Origin of the sequence: Paenibacillus turicensis (assembly GCF_050461185.1) — a bacterium.
GTDB classification, from domain to species: Bacteria; Bacillota; Bacilli; order Paenibacillales; family Paenibacillaceae; genus Fontibacillus; species Fontibacillus turicensis_A.
Genome location: NZ_JBCMOR010000001.1, coordinates 286,451 through 304,517 on the forward strand (window position 1 = coordinate 286,451; position 18,067 = coordinate 304,517).

At 37.9% G+C, this 18,067-nt stretch carries 13 protein-coding genes; 10 read left to right on the forward strand and 3 right to left on the reverse strand.

Annotated features, from left to right (window positions below):
• Positions 1-91: 91 nt before the first annotated feature.
• Positions 92-1,462 carry an amino acid permease gene (locus ABE099_RS01205; RefSeq protein WP_430026752.1) on the forward strand — a complete coding sequence of 457 codons (1,371 nt, stop codon included), beginning with the start codon at positions 92-94 and terminating at the stop codon, positions 1,460-1,462.
• Positions 1,463-1,567: 105 nt separating this feature from the next.
• Here ABE099_RS01205 and ABE099_RS01210 read toward each other — a convergent pair whose 3' ends face one another.
• The gene (locus ABE099_RS01210) at positions 1,568-4,252 is read right to left on the reverse strand and encodes a transglutaminase domain-containing protein (protein WP_430026753.1); all 2,685 of its coding nucleotides are present in this window, start codon (positions 4,250-4,252) and stop codon (positions 1,568-1,570) included.
• 253 nt (positions 4,253-4,505) lie between these two features.
• Here ABE099_RS01210 and ABE099_RS01215 point away from each other — a divergent pair, with 253 nt between their 5' ends.
• On the forward strand, positions 4,506-5,075 hold the full coding sequence (locus ABE099_RS01215; protein WP_430026812.1) for an SF0329 family protein: 570 nt from the start codon (positions 4,506-4,508) through the stop codon (positions 5,073-5,075).
• Between the two features lie 147 nt (positions 5,076-5,222).
• On the opposite strand, the gene ABE099_RS01220 is transcribed toward ABE099_RS01215, so the two are convergent.
• Together ABE099_RS01220 and guaD are read right to left on the reverse strand one after the other, a co-directional pair.
• Positions 5,223-6,581 (reverse strand): uracil-xanthine permease family protein, encoded by a 1,359-nt coding sequence (locus ABE099_RS01220; protein ID WP_430026754.1) that lies wholly within the window; start codon positions 6,579-6,581, stop codon positions 5,223-5,225.
• Positions 6,582-6,692: 111 nt separating this feature from the next.
• Positions 6,693-8,102 carry a guanine deaminase gene (gene guaD / locus ABE099_RS01225; RefSeq protein WP_430026755.1) on the reverse strand — a complete coding sequence of 470 codons (1,410 nt, stop codon included), beginning with the start codon at positions 8,100-8,102 and terminating at the stop codon, positions 6,693-6,695.
• Positions 8,103-8,246: 144 nt separating this feature from the next.
• Between guaD and ABE099_RS01230 the strand changes: the two genes are divergently transcribed.
• The 8 genes from ABE099_RS01230 to ABE099_RS01265 all read left to right on the forward strand — a co-directional run bounded on the left by ABE099_RS01230 (position 8,247) and on the right by ABE099_RS01265 (position 18,061).
• The gene (locus tag ABE099_RS01230; protein WP_430026756.1) at positions 8,247-8,627 is read left to right on the forward strand and encodes a flagellin; all 381 of its coding nucleotides are present in this window, start codon (positions 8,247-8,249) and stop codon (positions 8,625-8,627) included.
• A gap of 80 nt (positions 8,628-8,707) precedes the next feature.
• Complete coding sequence (locus ABE099_RS01235; protein WP_430026757.1) at positions 8,708-9,913, forward strand: winged helix-turn-helix domain-containing protein; 1,206 nt, start codon at positions 8,708-8,710, stop codon at positions 9,911-9,913.
• 427 nt (positions 9,914-10,340) lie between these two features.
• Complete coding sequence (locus ABE099_RS01240) at positions 10,341-12,050, forward strand: sensor histidine kinase (RefSeq protein WP_430026758.1); 1,710 nt, start codon at positions 10,341-10,343, stop codon at positions 12,048-12,050.
• A gap of 2 nt (positions 12,051-12,052) precedes the next feature.
• Complete coding sequence (locus ABE099_RS01245; RefSeq protein WP_430026759.1) at positions 12,053-13,648, forward strand: helix-turn-helix domain-containing protein; 1,596 nt, start codon at positions 12,053-12,055, stop codon at positions 13,646-13,648.
• A 140-nt stretch (positions 13,649-13,788) separates the two neighbouring features.
• Positions 13,789-15,300 (forward strand): ABC transporter substrate-binding protein, encoded by a 1,512-nt coding sequence (locus ABE099_RS01250; protein WP_430026760.1) that lies wholly within the window; start codon positions 13,789-13,791, stop codon positions 15,298-15,300.
• A 90-nt stretch (positions 15,301-15,390) separates the two neighbouring features.
• Positions 15,391-16,314: an ABC transporter permease gene (locus tag ABE099_RS01255; protein WP_430026761.1), complete on the forward strand. Its 924-nt coding sequence runs from the start codon at positions 15,391-15,393 to the stop codon at positions 16,312-16,314.
• A gap of 12 nt (positions 16,315-16,326) precedes the next feature.
• Entirely contained in the window at positions 16,327-17,226 is a 900-nt protein-coding gene (locus tag ABE099_RS01260; RefSeq protein ID WP_430026762.1) for a carbohydrate ABC transporter permease, read from the forward strand.
• A 28-nt stretch (positions 17,227-17,254) separates the two neighbouring features.
• Positions 17,255-18,061: a Nif3-like dinuclear metal center hexameric protein gene (locus ABE099_RS01265; protein WP_430026763.1), complete on the forward strand. Its 807-nt coding sequence runs from the start codon at positions 17,255-17,257 to the stop codon at positions 18,059-18,061.
• Positions 18,062-18,067 lie beyond the last annotated feature (6 nt).

The window sequence follows — 18,067 nt, forward strand, 5'->3', positions numbered from 1 at the left end:
AATTTGATGAAGTAATTCTGCGCTACGTTAATGTGATTTATCTAATTATGCTGTTAACAGGAATTTGTAGACACAAAAAGGGGAGAATCATGTGGAATCAAAGGAACTATCAAGAGGGCTTAAGCCCCGCCATGTTGAGCTAATTGCACTCGGTGGTACAATTGGTGTTGGTTTGTTTATGGGTTCAGCGAGTACAATTAAATGGGCAGGCCCATCGGTGTTGCTGGCTTATTTGCTAGCAGGGATTATTATCTTTTTTGTTATGCGGATCATGGGTGAGATGCTGATTCAGGAGCCTGTTACGGGATCATTTGCCACATTTGCTCACAAATATATTAGCCCTCTTGCTGGTTTCCTTACTGCATGGAGCTATTGGTTTTTATGGGTGACAGTGGGGATGGCAGAGGTCACAGCGATCGGCATTTATGTTGGTTACTGGTTCCCGGATATTCCCCAGTGGTTACCAGCACTTATTGGGGTGTTCATTATTGCAGCAGCAAATCTGGCGGCTGTAAAGTTTTATGGCGAATTCGAGTTTTGGTTTGCTTTGATTAAAGTTACAGCGATCATCGTCATGATTGTAATTGGAACAGGACTTATTTTCTTCGGCTGGGGTAATGGTGGACAACCTATCGGTTTATCTAATTTGGTGAGCCATGGTGGCTTTTTCCCTGGTGGGATTAAAGGTTTTCTGTTTGCATTATGTATCGTCACCGCGGCGTATCAAGGCGTGGAGATGGTCGGGATTACAGCGGGTGAAGCTGAAAATCCAAAATACACATTAAGAAAAGCGATCAAAAACATCGTATGGCGTATTCTTATTTTTTATGTAGGGGCTATTTTTGTAATCGTTACGTTGTACCCGTGGAATGAGGTGGGCGAGACGGGAAGCCCATTTGTACTTACTTTTGCTAAAGTAGGGATCGTTGCTGCGGCGGGCATTATTAACTTTGTTGTGCTAACAGCGGCGATGTCTGGATGTAACAGTGGCATCTACAGCGCAGGAAGAATGTTGTATACTCTAGCGGAAAATGGACAAGCTCCTGCCTTTTTTAAGAAGTTGTCTAAAGGTGGGGTTCCTCGTAATAGTATTGTGGTGACGATATCCTTATTACTGATCGGTGTTATTTTGAATTACCTGATGCCAGACTCCAAGCTTTTTCTGTACATCTACAGTGCAAGTGTGCTACCAGGTATGGTGCCTTGGTTTGCGCTAGCATTTAGCCAGTTTAAATTTCGTAAGCGTTGGGGTAATGAATTGGCAGAAAATAATTTTAAATCAAAGTGGTTTCCAATCAGCAACTATATTATTATCGTTTATTTAATTTTAGTTATTATTGGGATGGGCTTTAACCCTGATACTCGTTTGCCTTTAATTGTTGGTGCTACGTTTATGGGGATTGTGGTGATATGTTATTTTGTATTTGGGTTAGGGAGCAAAAAGGGAAATGAACAGAAGTAATGATTAGTGGTTGAGATACTATTTTAAATCAACCTGAAACAACCCTAAGGTGGCTTTTCAGCACGCTTAGGGTTGTTTTTTGCTTATAACTTTACAATATATACTTTATTTCTGATCAGGTTTTGGATCTAAAATAGCATAATTTTCCCAAACATATACTTGAGCAGTATTTAAAAGAGACTCATCTACCGCTTTTAAAGCATCAGCAGCAGGTGTTACTAATTCATCAGAGCTCACACTAGAAGCAAAGTGTAAACGTAGAACGACTGTTTTTACTCCTTTTTTTAATTCTGTTTCTACTTTATCTTTATAATCGCTAATCGAAGTAGCCTCAAGTTGATTTTTTACATAATAATCTTCTGCGTTATTACTCGATTGGAATTTGTCGATCTCAGAATCAATCCAATATTCTTTGTTTTCAATTGTATTTTGATTTCTAGCTGTCTCGTCATTAGAGTTATACAAGTAATAAGGGATACCCAAATTGGTTTGATTATTAGTAGCATCTACGTTAAACCACTCATTTCCGATCTTAACCTTATTCCAAGCATGCCCTATTCCATCGAGTGTCCCTACAACTACGATACTTTCTAACCCAGATAAGTCGGACAGCATTTTATAAGTAGAAGCATAGCTCCCGCAGACACCAATCCCTTTAACCATAATACCGTATGTCGTAAAGGAGTCATTAAACTCAGGGTCTGTATTTGTAAAATTATTTTTTTTAGCGTTTTCTAAAGCTGCATTATCATATTTCGTATTATCATTCAAATAATCATAAATGGCTTTTCTCTTTTCCTCGTCACTCATCCCTTGCTTGATGATTGAACCTACAATTTGCTTCGCTTTAGAAATGATTTCTTCTTGTTTTCTTTTAATCTCGTTAGCTGATTCACTATATTCAACGATTAAAGTTAAGGTTTTATAGTTATATTGATAACGCTCTATCCCTAGAATCAATGGGTTTTGGTAAATGACTTTTTTAAATGCATCTTCAAGAGTTGTGAAATTTTGGGCTTCTGGGAATGCCTTTAAGGAAATTTCCTTCTGTCCAGCAATCAAATTTTTAGCTAATACTTCTTCTAAGGCAGAATCCGCGTTTATCATGATATCACCAGTAGCGGGTTCTGGTACGATCTCCTGATTACCTTGGTCTACATTATATTTTGTATTCGATTTTTGCTCATCAACAAGACTAGGTTCCGTATCTGAAATTGAATCTTGTTTTTCATTTATAGTCTCATCTGAGTTTTCTTTCGTTGTATCAGTTGATCCTTCATTAGATACTTCGCTTGACGTACCGTTTGGCATTTCGTTAGAAGTTGCATTAGGACTATCTGATGGTGTTTCCTGAGGTGTGTCTTCATTTAGCATGTTATTTTTACTATCGGTGAAGCTGCTTGAATCTTCTGATTTCGTTGGTTCCTGTTCCTCTGTTGAAGCTGCTGGCTCAGAGGAGGAATTTTCAGGTTGTGATGATTCTTTCTCTGTGTTTTGTGTATCTGGTTGTGCAGGTGCTTCTTGCTCTTGTGTTGGTTCTGAAGCAGGTGCATTTCCATCATTAATAATTGTTGGTACATCAGGTGATGGAACATAAGGTGTATTATTTTCTGGTAAAACGTTACCGTTATTGGCTGTAGCTAACGATTCCTTGGCAAGTTGATCTAAATCCTCTTGTGTCACCTTTTCCACATTTACATAACTTCTAATTGCTGTATCTTTAATGTGAAATGGAATAATCGTAACGCCATAATCCTTAAGTTCGACCTCTGCTGTATCGTAAATGACAGGTTCAGAAGAAATAGAACCGTCGATAAATATAACATTTAACGTACTTGGTAGCATGCTAGTATCACTATAGTTACTTAAATACGTCTTGTTATCTTCTTGCTTATCAATACTCTGAGGCAATTGTTTGGATAATGGGGCTGTTGCTATGCCTTTACTAAAGTTAGATTCTTTGTCTCCGTTAACGGCAGTAACGTAGTATTCACCTTCTAACCCAAAGTTTTGTTGTGAGGTAATGTATTTGTCACTATAACCAAGTCCACCTTTACCTGGTTCAAGAAAGTCATTAAAGGTGGTTTCAGTTGTTGTTGCATGTAACCTAGGAAGATTGCCTTCAAAAGCCTCCTCCGCGCCTTGCAAAGGAAGGTTGCTTGTCTCTCTAAGAATTATTTTGGAACGTTGATAAATTTTATATTCAGTTGCACCTTCAACCTTATCCCAGACAAGCGACAGACGTCTGTCTTTGTCGATGACATAATTTAAGTTTGGAACAGGAAGCTCTGATTTTACCGTGAACGGAATGATAATAGGCTCGTCTAGTAGTGTTAACTGCTCTGCATCTGGATCATAATTTAGGCGAATGTAATAGATTGGGGCGCCACCCCAACTGCTTTCACCTCTCTTTTTCATAGATTCAGATGTTAATACACCCCAACTCATTGGTTTAACCGTAACAGTGTTATCAATTTTGTCTGAAAAGGCATACACTTTACTAGCTTTATACGCTTTAATATCGGTATGTACAGAAATAATATCGTAGGACGTCAAATTTGATTTTCTTAAATCAGCTTTGAACTTAAATTTAAATTCCTCATCTTGTGCTACGTTATACATTGGCATAACTTCTTTGGTGTCAACTGTACCGTATTTCTGTTTTAAAGTTAAAATGGTGGAACCTTTTTTAACCTCTTCAGCTTTTTCGGGTCCTTTAGTTAAATTATTGCTTTGACATCCTGTAAGTACTAAAGTAACTGTAAGTATAATTGCAAATAGTCGTTTCATGCTGCACCGCTTTCTCATTTTTTGAAATTGTTAGCTTGCTATACCTAAAACAATTAGCACCTCCTAGTATTTTCCTAATAACATTTGCTAGTGTATGATCATATAGATGGATTGTCAAGATAAGAGAATAGGTATTCAGTGCTAGAAAATAGAAGAAAAAGGGTTAAATCTATTTTTAAGGTGGATAAAATTTTGAAGAGATCATTTGATACAATTGAAGAGATACAAAGAAGATATGAAGATGGAGGCAGCCATGTCCTGGAGTAAATTAAAACAACAGCTGGAGGAGTTTCTTAGTCCTACATTAGGTGAGAGAGTGAAATACAGCGCAACAAGTTATCGCTATTTACCTGATAAGTCAGGTACTTGTTATCTGGTTGTAGATAAAAAGAACATACTTAATCTTAATGATACTAACAACGCAATAAAATGGTATCAAACCGAGCAGGATGTTAAAAGTGATCCAGATATTCAAATACCGATTAGTAATGAAGAAATAGAAGTGATCCGTAAAGATACGAACGGTTATGTGCCAGAGGATCGTCTTGTTGTTATCGCCAAAGGGAGGAAGCTATCCAAGCTTGCTAAAGACCTTTTACTAGCCCAGTCCGTATTAAGTAAATCTAATTTTACCGCAGTAGCAACTAAGTTTTTATCTACTTCGATCGAAGACAGTCTGGAAAGCGATCATATTTTATTAAATGTGTTAGCGTTGATCGATCGGCGCGTCGGGAAAAAGCGTATACAAAATATGGCTGACAGCATAAAGCTAAAGCATCCGATTGTACAGTATTTTTATGAGCTAAGGCTAGGAAAATTATAAGCAATGGTATTGAATATGGCGATCTCAAATAGTTCTGCTTAACTTAAAGAAATTACAGATTAAAAGAAAAAAAGTTGGGCGGAACAACACTGAGGTGACTCGTGTTCTCCGTCCAACTTTTTTTACATCAATGAATATAACTACAGTTTATTTTTTACTTGAATTAGGCAAGCACTTGTTTAAAATAATAGCCGCCATTGCCGCAGCCAAGATCGGTGAACCTAATAAATATTGCACAAAGGTAGGCAAAGAATATAAGTAATCCTTCGGAATTAACACTAAAGCTAACGTTAAAATCATCGGAATAGAAATGACATACATTTCCTTTTCCCCAATGTGCTGGTTTTTCATCACCTGTATTCCGTTAATCGCGATAATGCCACACACGATGGCGAACACACCACCAATTACCGCAGTAGGAATTGATGCAATTAAAGCTGCAAGCTTGCTAGAAAAACCAAACACAACAAACCATCCACCTACCGCAAGAAAAACACGTCGGCTTGCGATGCCCGTAATGGAAATAATACCTGCATTGGTGGAGTATCCTGTAACTGGAGTTGAACCAAGTAATGAAGCGATAAGACAACCGATCCCTTCTCCGATGACCCCACGATTAATATGTTTCTCTGTCAAAGGCTTATCAATCACATTACTAACAGCAAACCATGTTCCTGTCGTTTCAGCAAGTAATACAAGGTAGATAATGATCATCGTTACAATCGCAGAAAAGTTGAAGGAAAAACCAAAGTCGGCAAAAGGAATTTGCGGCAGGCTAAACCATTTTGCATGTTCAACCGCAGAAAAGTTTAATAAACCCATAAAATTAGCAGAAATACATCCTGCGATTAAGGCAAACATGACGGACATAATACGAAAAATTGATCCTTTTTTACCTAATATTGAGCCTAAAACAACGAACAAAAGCAATACACCTGCAGAGATGAGTGCTAACATGACATTTTGATTAATGTTTGCCCCAGAGGCTTGATAAATGTTGTCACGAATCGCGACGGGTAATAAAGATAAACCTACAATAAATATAATGGTACCACCAACGATCGGGGGAATAAACGATTTTACGATTTTGTTAAATAAACCTGTCATCCCTAACAAAATAACAAGACCCGCTCCAATTAAACTCGCGCCTAAAACGGAATTCCATCCTAATTGCCCACCACCACTAGCCGCATAAATACCAACAATCGCACCAAGTGGAACATATGAAGGGCCTTGAGCAACAGGAAGCTTCATACAAAAATAGCTTTGCACCACGGTAGCAAGACCTGCCGCGATAAAGGTAGACTGAATTAATGCGCCTGACTGATCTCCCTGTAAGCCAATTAACATAGCAATGAGGAACGGGACGACATAGACATCCATCGCCAACACATGCTGAAGACCTAAAAGAGTAGACTTGCCAAACGATAGCTTTTCATCAGGTAAAACTGTTAATTGACTGTGTGTACTTCCATTTGTGTGTTGCGTTGCTGACTGTGATTTCACTGAGATGTGCACCTCTAATTTTTATTTTGTAAGCTAAGAAGTTAAGAGCTAGAAAAAATGATCGTTAAAATGTGATTTAATTTAAAGAGATAAGATTTTTGATCAGGTGTTTTAGTCGCGAGAGTGCACTTTTTCACCTTGTACCCAAACCTCACGGATATTTTCAGGTCTACTTAAATACATGATTTTTTCAAAGATGCCATGCAAATCTTTTCTCTTCGTATCACTATTTTCTCCATCCTTGCCCTTATTATTGACCGTATTAAAAATAGGTAACTTGGCAGAAGGAAGCTTCGTATCTATAATCTGAACATCCCATACATAGTTTGGTTGAATTCGGCCAATCGGTAAGCTTAGACTTTCACCACCACCCGCAGTGGCTAAATAAAATGCCTCATCTATTGTAAGTCTTGAGTTTGGTACCCCACGTTCTTCTGAAGGTAGTGCAGGATTGACGCCATCCTCTAGCATTCTTGAAGAGATTACGGCTTGCCTTACATTATCGAATAAGCTAGGTGAAAACCCGCCTGAAATGTCTGTCCCTAAACCAATGTCGATTCCTTTGGCTTGAAAGCGAGCAGTAGGAATGACGCTATTCGAGAAATAAGCATTTGAAATTGGACAATGTGCAATGGCTGTGCCTGTTTCTGCAAAGAGTTTGGCATCCGCATCATCAAGGAAATTACAATGTGCCATCACTGCTTTGTCTCGTAGTAGTCCAAAGTCATTCAGGGCAAAGGCGTCATTTTTATGACAACGATCTTTTACATAGCTGTGAGCCCAATCGCTTTCACTACAATGGGATTGTACGTAGGCATCATATTTAGCCGCAATTTTCCCCAGTCCCTCTAGTGCTTCGTCTGTACAGCTAGGAATAAAACGTGGAGTTACAACAGGATACACACCTTGTTTCACATTTTTAGCAAGCTTCTGAACAGCGAGAATAAAGTCTTCTGTATCTTGTAATGCTGTTGTTGTACTGGAGTCCCGGTAGTAGTCCGGTGTTTGCTCGGTATCATCCATAACGACCTTTCCAACGAGCGCTCGTTGTCCTTGTTTTGCACAGATTTCAGCTAGTAATAAACTTGCCTCTTTATGGACTGTAGCAAAGTACAACACTGTCGTTGTGCCATTGGCAAGCAGGGTGCTAACTAAATCCTCATAGACCAGCTTTGCAAAATCTAAATCTGCAAATTTAGATTCCAATGGGAACGTGTAGGTGTTTAACCAGTCATAAAGTGGAATATCTAAGGCTGTACCTGATTGAGCCCACTGTGGTGCATGTACGTGCAGATCCACAAACCCTGGGAGTAAATATTGACCTTCACTTAAGCGGTGAAAGCGGTCTGTGCCTTGATAAGCTTCTATTAAACCTTGATATTCCTCATCCTGTGGTGCAATGACCTTCTCAATGATTCCATCCGCATTAATCGCAAATAAATAATCCGCTAAAATTTCAATTTCTTTGGGAGACTTACTGGAAAAAGCAGTACCTTGAAACAATAACATATATTGATCCATATATATCCCCTTAACGTTCGTATTTTTGGTGCTTTTGTTATTATAATTCTCTAAAAGAGATTAGTCTATAGGAAAAAGGCGAATATATAGATGATTAGTTTATCAGTTAGGGAATAACTTTAGGCTATTTGATATAAATATTAGATGCAGACAGTAGCTAATAGCGGCCAGAGCATTTCTATACCGCTATTTACTGTAGATGCTAAGGCGTTGGGGGTTGCGAATTTAGGGCTGTTACCACCCTCTATTCCTGAGCAAGCATTAGCTAAAACGGATGGAGCAGCTGCAAAAGTATCGCATTTTCGGGGGATTTACGGTGCGTTACAAAATAGAATGGAGCACTCCTTAAACAATGTAGGGAATTCGTTAGAAAACTTAACTGCTGCCGAATCTCGTATTCGAGATGCAGACATTGCTAAGGAGATGCTGGATTATACAAAATCAAATATTTTAACGCAAGCGGCACAAGCGATGTTAGCGCAATCTAATCAAAGCTCACAAGCTGTATTGCAGTTATTAAAATAAATGATTTGTGTTTACACTTCAAAAAATAGTACAATAAAATAAGAATGTTTGTTCCCTTTTTTGGAGGAGTTGACGCCTATATGATTCAGTTGACGAAACAACAAGCACGCCAATTTTTATTATTAAAGCATGGACTAATGAATTCATATCGATTCGTTGGAAAACAAGGCGTTGTTGATTTTGTGTCTCAGGTCGGGTGCATTCAATATGATCCTATTGATGTGTGTGGGAAAAATGCTGAGCTTGTATTACAGTCACGAGTTAAAGGATTTAATAAGGAAATGCTGGAGGAATTATTGTATCAAGATAGGTTGTTAGTCGATTATCCTGATAAAAATTTAGCGATTATACCGCTAGAGGACTGGCCCTATTTTGGGCGCTACAGGCAAGCTGCGCGCCAACATGAACAGTCTTTTCCACAGATGAAGGATTTGAAGGGGCAAGTTTTAACTTCTATCCAGAACAACGGTCCATTAAGCTCACAGGAATTAAAATTAGATGGAGATTTTACTTGGCAATCCGCGATTCACTGGAGTGGTGGCACTAATGTATCTCGTTCAATGCTTGAGCAGATGTATTCGTCAGGGGAATTAATTATCCATCATAAAAAAGGAACACGTAAGTATTATGATGTTGCCAAAAACCATATCCCACCCGATTTGTTAAATGCGCCGGAGCCGTTAGAGGATGAGCTTCAGCATTACAAGTGGCGTGTACTCCGTCGAATTGGCGGTGTTGGCCTGTTATGGAATCGTGCATCAGATGCTTGGCTAAATATTTGGGGTTTAAAAACGGCACAACGCAATGAGGTTTTTCGTCAATTGCTAATCGAAGGTGAGATTGTTGAAATAACTGTAGAGTCTATAAAAGACATACTTTATTGCCTTAGTACTGATCTACCACTTGTTGAAGCGGTGCTACAAAATCAAATTGCAATAACACAACAACGTTGCGAGTTAATTGCTCCGCTGGATAATTTAATTTGGGACCGAAAGCTGATCCATATGTTATTTGACTTCGACTATATTTGGGAGATATATACCCCTGCATCCAAACGGAAATTTGGCCATTATGTGTTGCCTCTATTATATGGCGATAAATTTGCGGGAAGGGCTGAAATCGTTGCCAGGAGCAAAGAGGGAATCCTTGTTGTTAAAGGAGTATGGTTGGAGAGTGGCATTAAGCTAACTAAAAAATTACGGACAGCGTTGAAGGATTGTTTCCATAGATTTGCTCTGTTTAATGGCTGTCAAGTCGTAGAAATAGAGTCTGAGCTTCAATTGTAATAAAGAGGAAGGCGCTCACAAGCTGAGCGTCTTTTTTTCTCTTAAAATAAAAGGCTTAACTTAAGAAACGGTACTTGACAATAAGCTAACGAAGCGAAGGAGCAGGGAGATGGTGGAAAAGCGAGAGCGCCCGCCTTTAAGGTCACAATTTCATCCATTCAATACATGTTATAAAGAAAATGGGGCCTTAACAGCGGTTGAAGCCACTCCCTGCTACGTAGCCTCTTACTTCATGATTGTCAAGGACTGATTATTGTATTGAGCCAAATAAAATACTTCATAAAAAACATAAAACATGCAACAATACTAAACAAAGCTGCAAGAATTAAAATCTCGACAACTTTTGCATCAGTGGGTGCAGGAATGTTTGTTAGTAGTAATCATTTGGCACTTGAATAGCACGATTTATGATGAGGAGAACATAATTATGCGCAAGAAATCTTTAGTATTTAAAATTAGTGCGGGGACTTCAGTCGTCATGATTGTTCTTCTTGCTGTCATCATTACAAGCAATCTCTATTCACTCCATGTGATCAGAACGAATACAGTCAATTCAGCCATGAATGAAATGAATATTCATATTCGTGACATTAACCATTCTTTAAATAATGCAGTGAAGGATTTAAATGATGTCGCTTTGGATGGTGTAAATGATATTACGAGTTTAAATTCGGGCAGTGAGTCAGAAAGATATTTTGCTGCGATGAGATTGTCTAGTATTTTGGCGGAAAGAATAAGCTCCAGTACAACGACAGATGCACTCGCTGTGTACAACAAACAAAATGACAGCTTAATTCTTTATAGCAGTGGTAGATTAACCGCTCAAGATAAGGTGATCACATCTGATGTCATTAGGAACAAGCTATCAAAACAGAAATATACGCTTCAAGATTTATGGAGTACGATCTCTATTAATGGAAAGCTCTATTTTGTTAAAGGTTATGATTTCTCAGGTACTTTAATTGTGTCCTTGGTTAATGCGGAGACATTGCTGTCATTTATTAATGTGATGGATAATAATGCCGATCAGCAAGTCGTTTTAACGGATATGGCGGGCAACTTTTTATTTACAGCAGGGAATATGAATCTTTCAGACATCACCTACCCATTACCCAATGACAGTCAAGTGGTGAACAGGCTTAACGGAAAATACTTAATGATTTCAAGTGATCAGGAGACAAGCTCTACGCGGTTGTCCATTATAATCAAAGAAAAAAGTATATTGCTTGGACTTGGATATATTCAGTGGATTATCGTCTTTTTAGGTATCGTATCCTTAGTTTTAATGCCCTTTATTATTAATTATTTGAGAAAAGAAATCATAATCCCGATTCGTGCACTTGTTGTGGGAACAAAACGATTAGAGCAGGGCAATTTAGATTATCAAGTCGAAGGAAGCGGGAAATCACTTGAATTTCAAATTTTGAATCAATCCTTTAATTCTATGGTTATGGAAATCAAAAGTCTAAAAATAAGTCAATATGAAGAAAAAATTGAACTACAAAAGGCAGAGCTAAAATACCTACAAATGCAGATTAGGCCGCACTTTTTCTTAAATGCACTTACAACCATTCACAGCTTAACGTACAAAGACAAAAATGAAGATATTCGGAAATTCATTGATGCCTTATCCAATCATCTTAGATATATGTTTAAGGGCGGCTTAAATAAAGTCCCGATTGCTGAAGAAATTGAGTATATTAAAAACTATTTTTATATGCAGGAAATTCGCTTTCCAAATAGCATTTTTTACGTATTTGATGTAGAACCTACAATTATGCAGGAGGCGATACCTCAGTTCATTATTCACACATTTATTGAAAATTCATTTAAACATGCCATGACGTTGGATGAACCACTTTCGATTTTTGTTAAAATAAACCAAATTGATTTTGAGGGAAAAGAAGCCATTTTAATTGTCATTGAAGATTCTGGAGAGGGATTTCCAGAGGATATTTTGGAACAGGTAAACCATTCTGATGTGGTTGGCTCAATGGATGGCTATCGAATTGGCATCTCGAACATTAAAAGGACATTATCGTTATTGTATGGAAAAAATAACCTTTTAAAAATATCTAATGTGGACGCATTAGGAGGAAAAGTTGAAATCATTATTCCGATGGAACAGGAGGACTAGCTTTGAAACTGCTTATCGTGGAAGATGACCTGCTTACTGCTGAGGTTGTTCGTGATTCGATTGATTGGGGCAAGCTTGGTATTCAGGATGTGAGAATCGCACATCATGTTGCTGGCGCACAAAAGCGCTTTGAGGAAGAGCCACCAGATCTCGTTTTATGTGATATTGAAATGCCTAAGGAATCTGGTCTGGATTTATTAAAATGGGTGCGTTCACATCAATATAAAAGTGAATTTATCTTTTTAACAAATCATGAAAATTTCCATTTTGCCTCTACCGCCTTGGAATATAAAGCAAGCAGTTATTTAACTAAACCTTTTAACATTGAGAAAACTGAAATGGCTGTTTTAAAAGCGATCGAAAAAATTAATGAGGAAAATCGGCTTCAGCAGTATAGCGAGTATGGGCAATATTGGCTAGAAAATAAAAAAATAATTTTGAGGAATTTTTGGAGAGATCTTTTATTTTCTAAAATTCCATCTGAAAAATCAGCGATACAACATGAAATAACAAAAAGAAATCTCTCCTTGGACCCTGAGGGCAATTATCATTTAGTGCTAGTCAGTGTATTAAAATCAGAAAATCCAACCGGTTCAACCTTGGATGATCCTAGCTTTGAATATATTTTAAAAAAGATGTCTTCAGAAGTCATTGTTAGTGAAATGGACTTTCAAAATGTTATTTATTATGCAACAGATCGCAACCATTATGTTGCTGTTATTATCCATGACAAGGTGACGGACAAGCAGGTGAAAGATAAGTGTGAAGAGTTTATCGAAATCTGCAAACAATATTTAAAGCGTATGGTCGCTTGTTATATATGTAGCAATGCTACACACCAGTCACTTGCTAAGGATCGAAAGCGATTAGAGGAAATAGATCAAAATAACTTCACATTTCGCAGTAAAGTTTTTTATGAAAATGATGCGGAGGTTGTTAATTTTACAGGTCAATATGAGCTTGATGCTACAGCGCTAGAAGAAATGTTTGCAAAAGGCGAAAAGGTAAACATCATCAATTTTATCAAAGATAAGCTTGAGCTGCTGGCAGCTAAAAATAGTTTAGATGCATCAACGATGTATTCGATTCATCAAGATTTTATGCAAATTGTATACACCTTTTTATACAAAAAGGAGATTCAAGCGCACAAGCTGTTTTCGGATAAAATGTCGCAAAAATTAAACGTAAGTGCCAACAATTCTGTGTTTGACATGATGAAATGGGTCCACTTTATTTCGACAAGAACTCTCGATTACGTAGAGGAGGTTAAAAAATCAGAGAGCATTATTGATAAAGCGAAGCAATTTATATTGGAGCATTATATGGAGGACATTTCTAGAAATGATGTCGCAGCAAGTGTTTTCTTAACGCCCGAATATCTTGCTAAACTGTTTAAAGCCGAGACGGGGATTGTTATTAAGGATTTTATTCATCAATACCGGATTGAAAAAGCGAAGGAATTGCTAAGAAACGGGGATACTAGTATTAGCATGATTGCGGCTCAGGTTGGGTTTGATAACTTTTCGTATTTTTCTACCGTTTTTAAAAAGCTAACAGGGGTTAGTCCCCAGACTTATCGCAAGGAGGATGGAGCCTAAGCTACCATCTTTTTTTTATAATCGCTTAAAAGTAAAAAAGTTCCCCTTGTTTTTGAAAGCGTTTAATTGAGGGGAACTACTATAATTACATTATATAAAAAAAGCTCAACTTTAATTTATAACTGCTGAGGGGGATTCAGATGAAAAAATTTAAAAAGCTTTTGAGTGGGTTAGCTATTGTTGCACTTTCCACTTCATTACTATCAGCGTGTAGCAGTGGCAATTCCAAAAATTCCACAGACGAAAAGCAAAGTAATCCGGATGAGATTGTCTATTCCTTTGTTACATTCAATAAAGTCCCTGAGGATACCAGTAAGGTAGAGAAAGCCATTAATGACATTACAATTCCTAAAATTAATGTGAAAGTAAAACTAAAGCCGATGGCGATTTCAAATTATGCACAACAAGTCAATCTTGCGATACAGAGTGGAGAAAAACTTGATATTTTCCATACTTTAGGGGATTTGAACCAATATATCTCAAAAAATATGGTGATGCCGCTAGATGACCTACTTGCTAAAGATGGGCAAGAAACAAAGCAGATTGTAGGCGAGGATTTCTTGAAGTCTACACAATCCAACGGTAAAACTTATGCGATTCCAGCCTACAAAGGTTATGCGCTTGCGCCGAACCTTGTGTATCGCGAAGATATTATGAAGGAATTGGGCGTTTCTCCAGACAGCATCAAAAGTATTGATGATCTAGATGCGCTTTTTGCTAAGGTAAAAGAAAAATATCCAAATATGGTTCCGATTGCTCCTGCAAATCAGGGCGTATCTGGTGTTTTGAATACAATGGATAACATTGATTATTTGACGGATGACATCTTTAAGCCAACAGCAGTTTTAGTTGGGGATAGCACCAAAGTGGTTAGCTTCTATGAAACAGAACAGTTTAAAGAAAAAATCAAAATCGCAAGAGATTGGTTTAAAAAGGGCTACATTTCTAAGGATGCAGCTACCTCCAACGTTTTAGCAACAGAACTAATGTCATCTGATCGTGGTTTCTCCTATATTGCAAGTTATGCAGGACTTGAATCAGGTGCTCAAATCGCTGCTATGACAGGTAAACCTGTAAATATGGTAAGACTTGCTCAACCTTATCTATCCACGACAAGTGTGAATGCAGTGAGCTGGGCGATCTCTGCAAACAGTGAAAAACCAGATGCAGCAATGAAGTTTATGAATTTAACGTTCTCAGATAAAGACATTGTCAATTTGATCGTGTTTGGCCTAGAAGGAGAAGACTACACTAAAATTGATGCAGATCACGTGAACTTCCCTGAAGGTAAAGATGCAAATACTGTCCCTTATACAGCGCAACTTAGCTCTGGGATTGTAGGCAACATGTTTAATCAGTTTGCATTGGAAGGTCAAAGTATCGCGGATATGAAGCTGATGGAGAGTGAAAATAGTTCATCTGCGAAATCAAAAGCATTTGGCTTCACCTTCGATAGCTCTAGTCTAAAAGCGGAATATTCCTCCGTTATGAATATTATTAATCAATATTTACCTGGACTAAATACGGGTAGCCTTGATCCTGACAAAGAGCTTCCAAACATTATTAGAGCACTCAAGGAAGCAGGTATGGATCGCATCGTAGCGGAAAAACAAAAGCAGCTTGATGCATGGCTTGCACAAAATAATAAATAAGATCAAGTCCAATGAAGTGAAGATAATATAATCTTCACTTCATTTATCACAGCGAAGGGTTTTATTAACCTCAGGAAAGGGATAAAAGATATGGCACAAAAAATTAGACGTAAAAGCGCCAAAAGCTCATTGCCGTTACTGCTGCTTACTATTCCGGGAATGATCTACTTACTCATTAATAACTATATCCCGATGGCAGGCGTTGCCATTGCGTTTAAAAGTCAAAACTTTGCTAAAGGTATTTTTGGTGGAGACTTTATTGGGCTTGATAACTTTGCGTTTTTATTTAAAACCAAAGATGCTTGGATCATGACGAGAAATACGATTTTATACAATTTAGCTTTTATCGTGATTGGTACGATCTGTGCAATCATTGTTGCACTTTTAATGACAGAGTTAACTAAAAAATTTCTATCAAAGTTTTATCAAAATGCACTCATTATTCCTAGTGTTATTTCGACCGTTGTCATCTCATATATCGTGTTTTCATTTTTAAATTCGGATTCAGGTTTAATTAATAAAACAATTCTTAGTTTCTTTAATCTACCGGAGATCTCATGGTATTCAGAAGCAAAATATTGGCCCGTCATTATTGTGCTGGTTTTCATTTGGAAAACGGCGGGGTATTCCTCCATCGTCTACATGGCAAGCATTGCAGGGATGGATAAAAGTATTTACGAAGCAGCAAAAATTGATGGCGCAGGCAAGTTTAGACAAATTAAGGACATTACACTTCCCTTGTTAAAGCCAACCATTATTATTATGACCTTGCTGGCTGTAGGAAGAATTATGAATTCAGATTTTGGTCTCTTTTATCAGGTGCCTATGAATTCAGGGGCGTTGTATAACACGACGCAGACGATCGATACCTTTGTTTATCGGGCGATGATGCAGTTGAATGATACAGGTATGGCTGCTGCTTCCGGATTATATCAGTCACTGGTCGGATTTGTATTAGTGATGGTAGCGAACGGGATTGTGCGAAAAATAGATTCGGATAACTCTTTGTTTTAGGAGGCAAAGCAGATGACAGAACTTCAAACACGTGGGGAGAAAAGGTTTACGATTTTTGCTGAAGTGGCAATTATAATTCTAGTTATTTTAAGTATCGCCCCCATCTTATTAATTTTTATTGCTTCATTTACACAAGAAAATGAATTGATTGCCAATGGGTATAGTTTTTTTCCAAAAGCTTTAAGCTTGGATGCATACTCTTACCTGATCTCAGAATCTAAAACGATCTTTAAAGCATATGGGGTATCCATCCTCGTAACGGCAGTTGGAACCTTGCTAGGTGTGCTCATCACAGCGATGCTTGCTTATCCGCTTTCCAGAAGTGATTTTAAATATGGAAAAATTATTTCATTCCTTGTATTGTTTACGATGCTATTCAGTGGCGGTATCGCGCCCGCATATATTATGTGGACAAGAGTATTCCATATTAAAGATTCGATCTTTGCATTAATGATTCCCAATTATTTAATGAATGCGTTTAACGTGTTTTTAATGACAAACTATTATCGCAATAATGTGCCAGGCGCTTTGATAGAGTCGGCTCAAATTGACGGAGCAAAGGAACTCAAAATCTTTTTCAAAATTATTCTTCCTTTATCTACACCTGCGATTGCCACGATTGGTATTTTTACAGGGATTGCATACTGGAATGATTGGATTAACGGCTTGTATTACATTACTAAACCACAATATTATGGAATTCAAAATTTACTAGTAAGAATGATGGACAATATCCAATACCTGAAATCTGGGGCGGCGGGTTCTGCGATTGGTGCTGTAGCGGTGCAGCTGCCAAGTAATGCGGTACGGATGGCTTTAGCCGTAATTGGTGTACTTCCGATCGTCATTATTTTCCCATTCATGCAAAAGTATTTTATTAAAGGTGTCGTTGTGGGTGCGGTAAAAGGATAATCAATTCATTTAATTAGGAGGAAATAGAATGAAGGTACAACAGGTGATTGATGAAATTTTAAATCAATTTGGTGGCATTAAATTTGAACAGACGTGCGATCAGTTGATGAGTGGAAGTCCTGACACAGAGGTGACTGGAATTGCGACGACATTTATGGCAACAGTGGAAGTGATTAATCAGGCGATTGAACAGGGAGCCAACTTAATTATTACGCATGAACCCACGTATTACACTGGACGGGATACGACAGAGTGGCTTAGTGATGATCCAGTATATTTACAGAAAAAAAAGCTGATTGATGATCACAATATTGCGATTTGGCGTTTTCATGATCATATGCATGCAGCACCTACAGACTTAATTTATGATGGCTTGATCAAAGAAATCGGATGGAAGGATTATTTAATTGAAGGGCAACAATATCCACACAGTTATGAAATTCCTGAAATGTCGTTAGTGGAGCTAAGTAACTTTTTTAAAGAAAAGCTAGACATGCAGGTCATTCAAATTGTTGGATCGCCAGAAACGAAGTGTAGACGAGTGGGGATTTTAGTGGGTGGCGGAAGTCTTGGACTTGGCACAGAAGAGATGCCGATGAAGTTAATGCGGGAGAAGGATTTGGACGTAATGGTCTGTGGAGACATCATTGAATGGACGTTAACTCCATATGTACGTGATGCTGCTGCGCTTGGTATGAACAAAGCGATGCTTGTATTAGGACATGAGCGTAGTGAAGAAGCAGGGATGAAATATATGGCGGAATGGTTAGCCCCGATGCTTGATGGTGTGCCTGTTCATTTTATAGACTGCAAAGAACCGTTTACTTACTTGTAAGCAAAG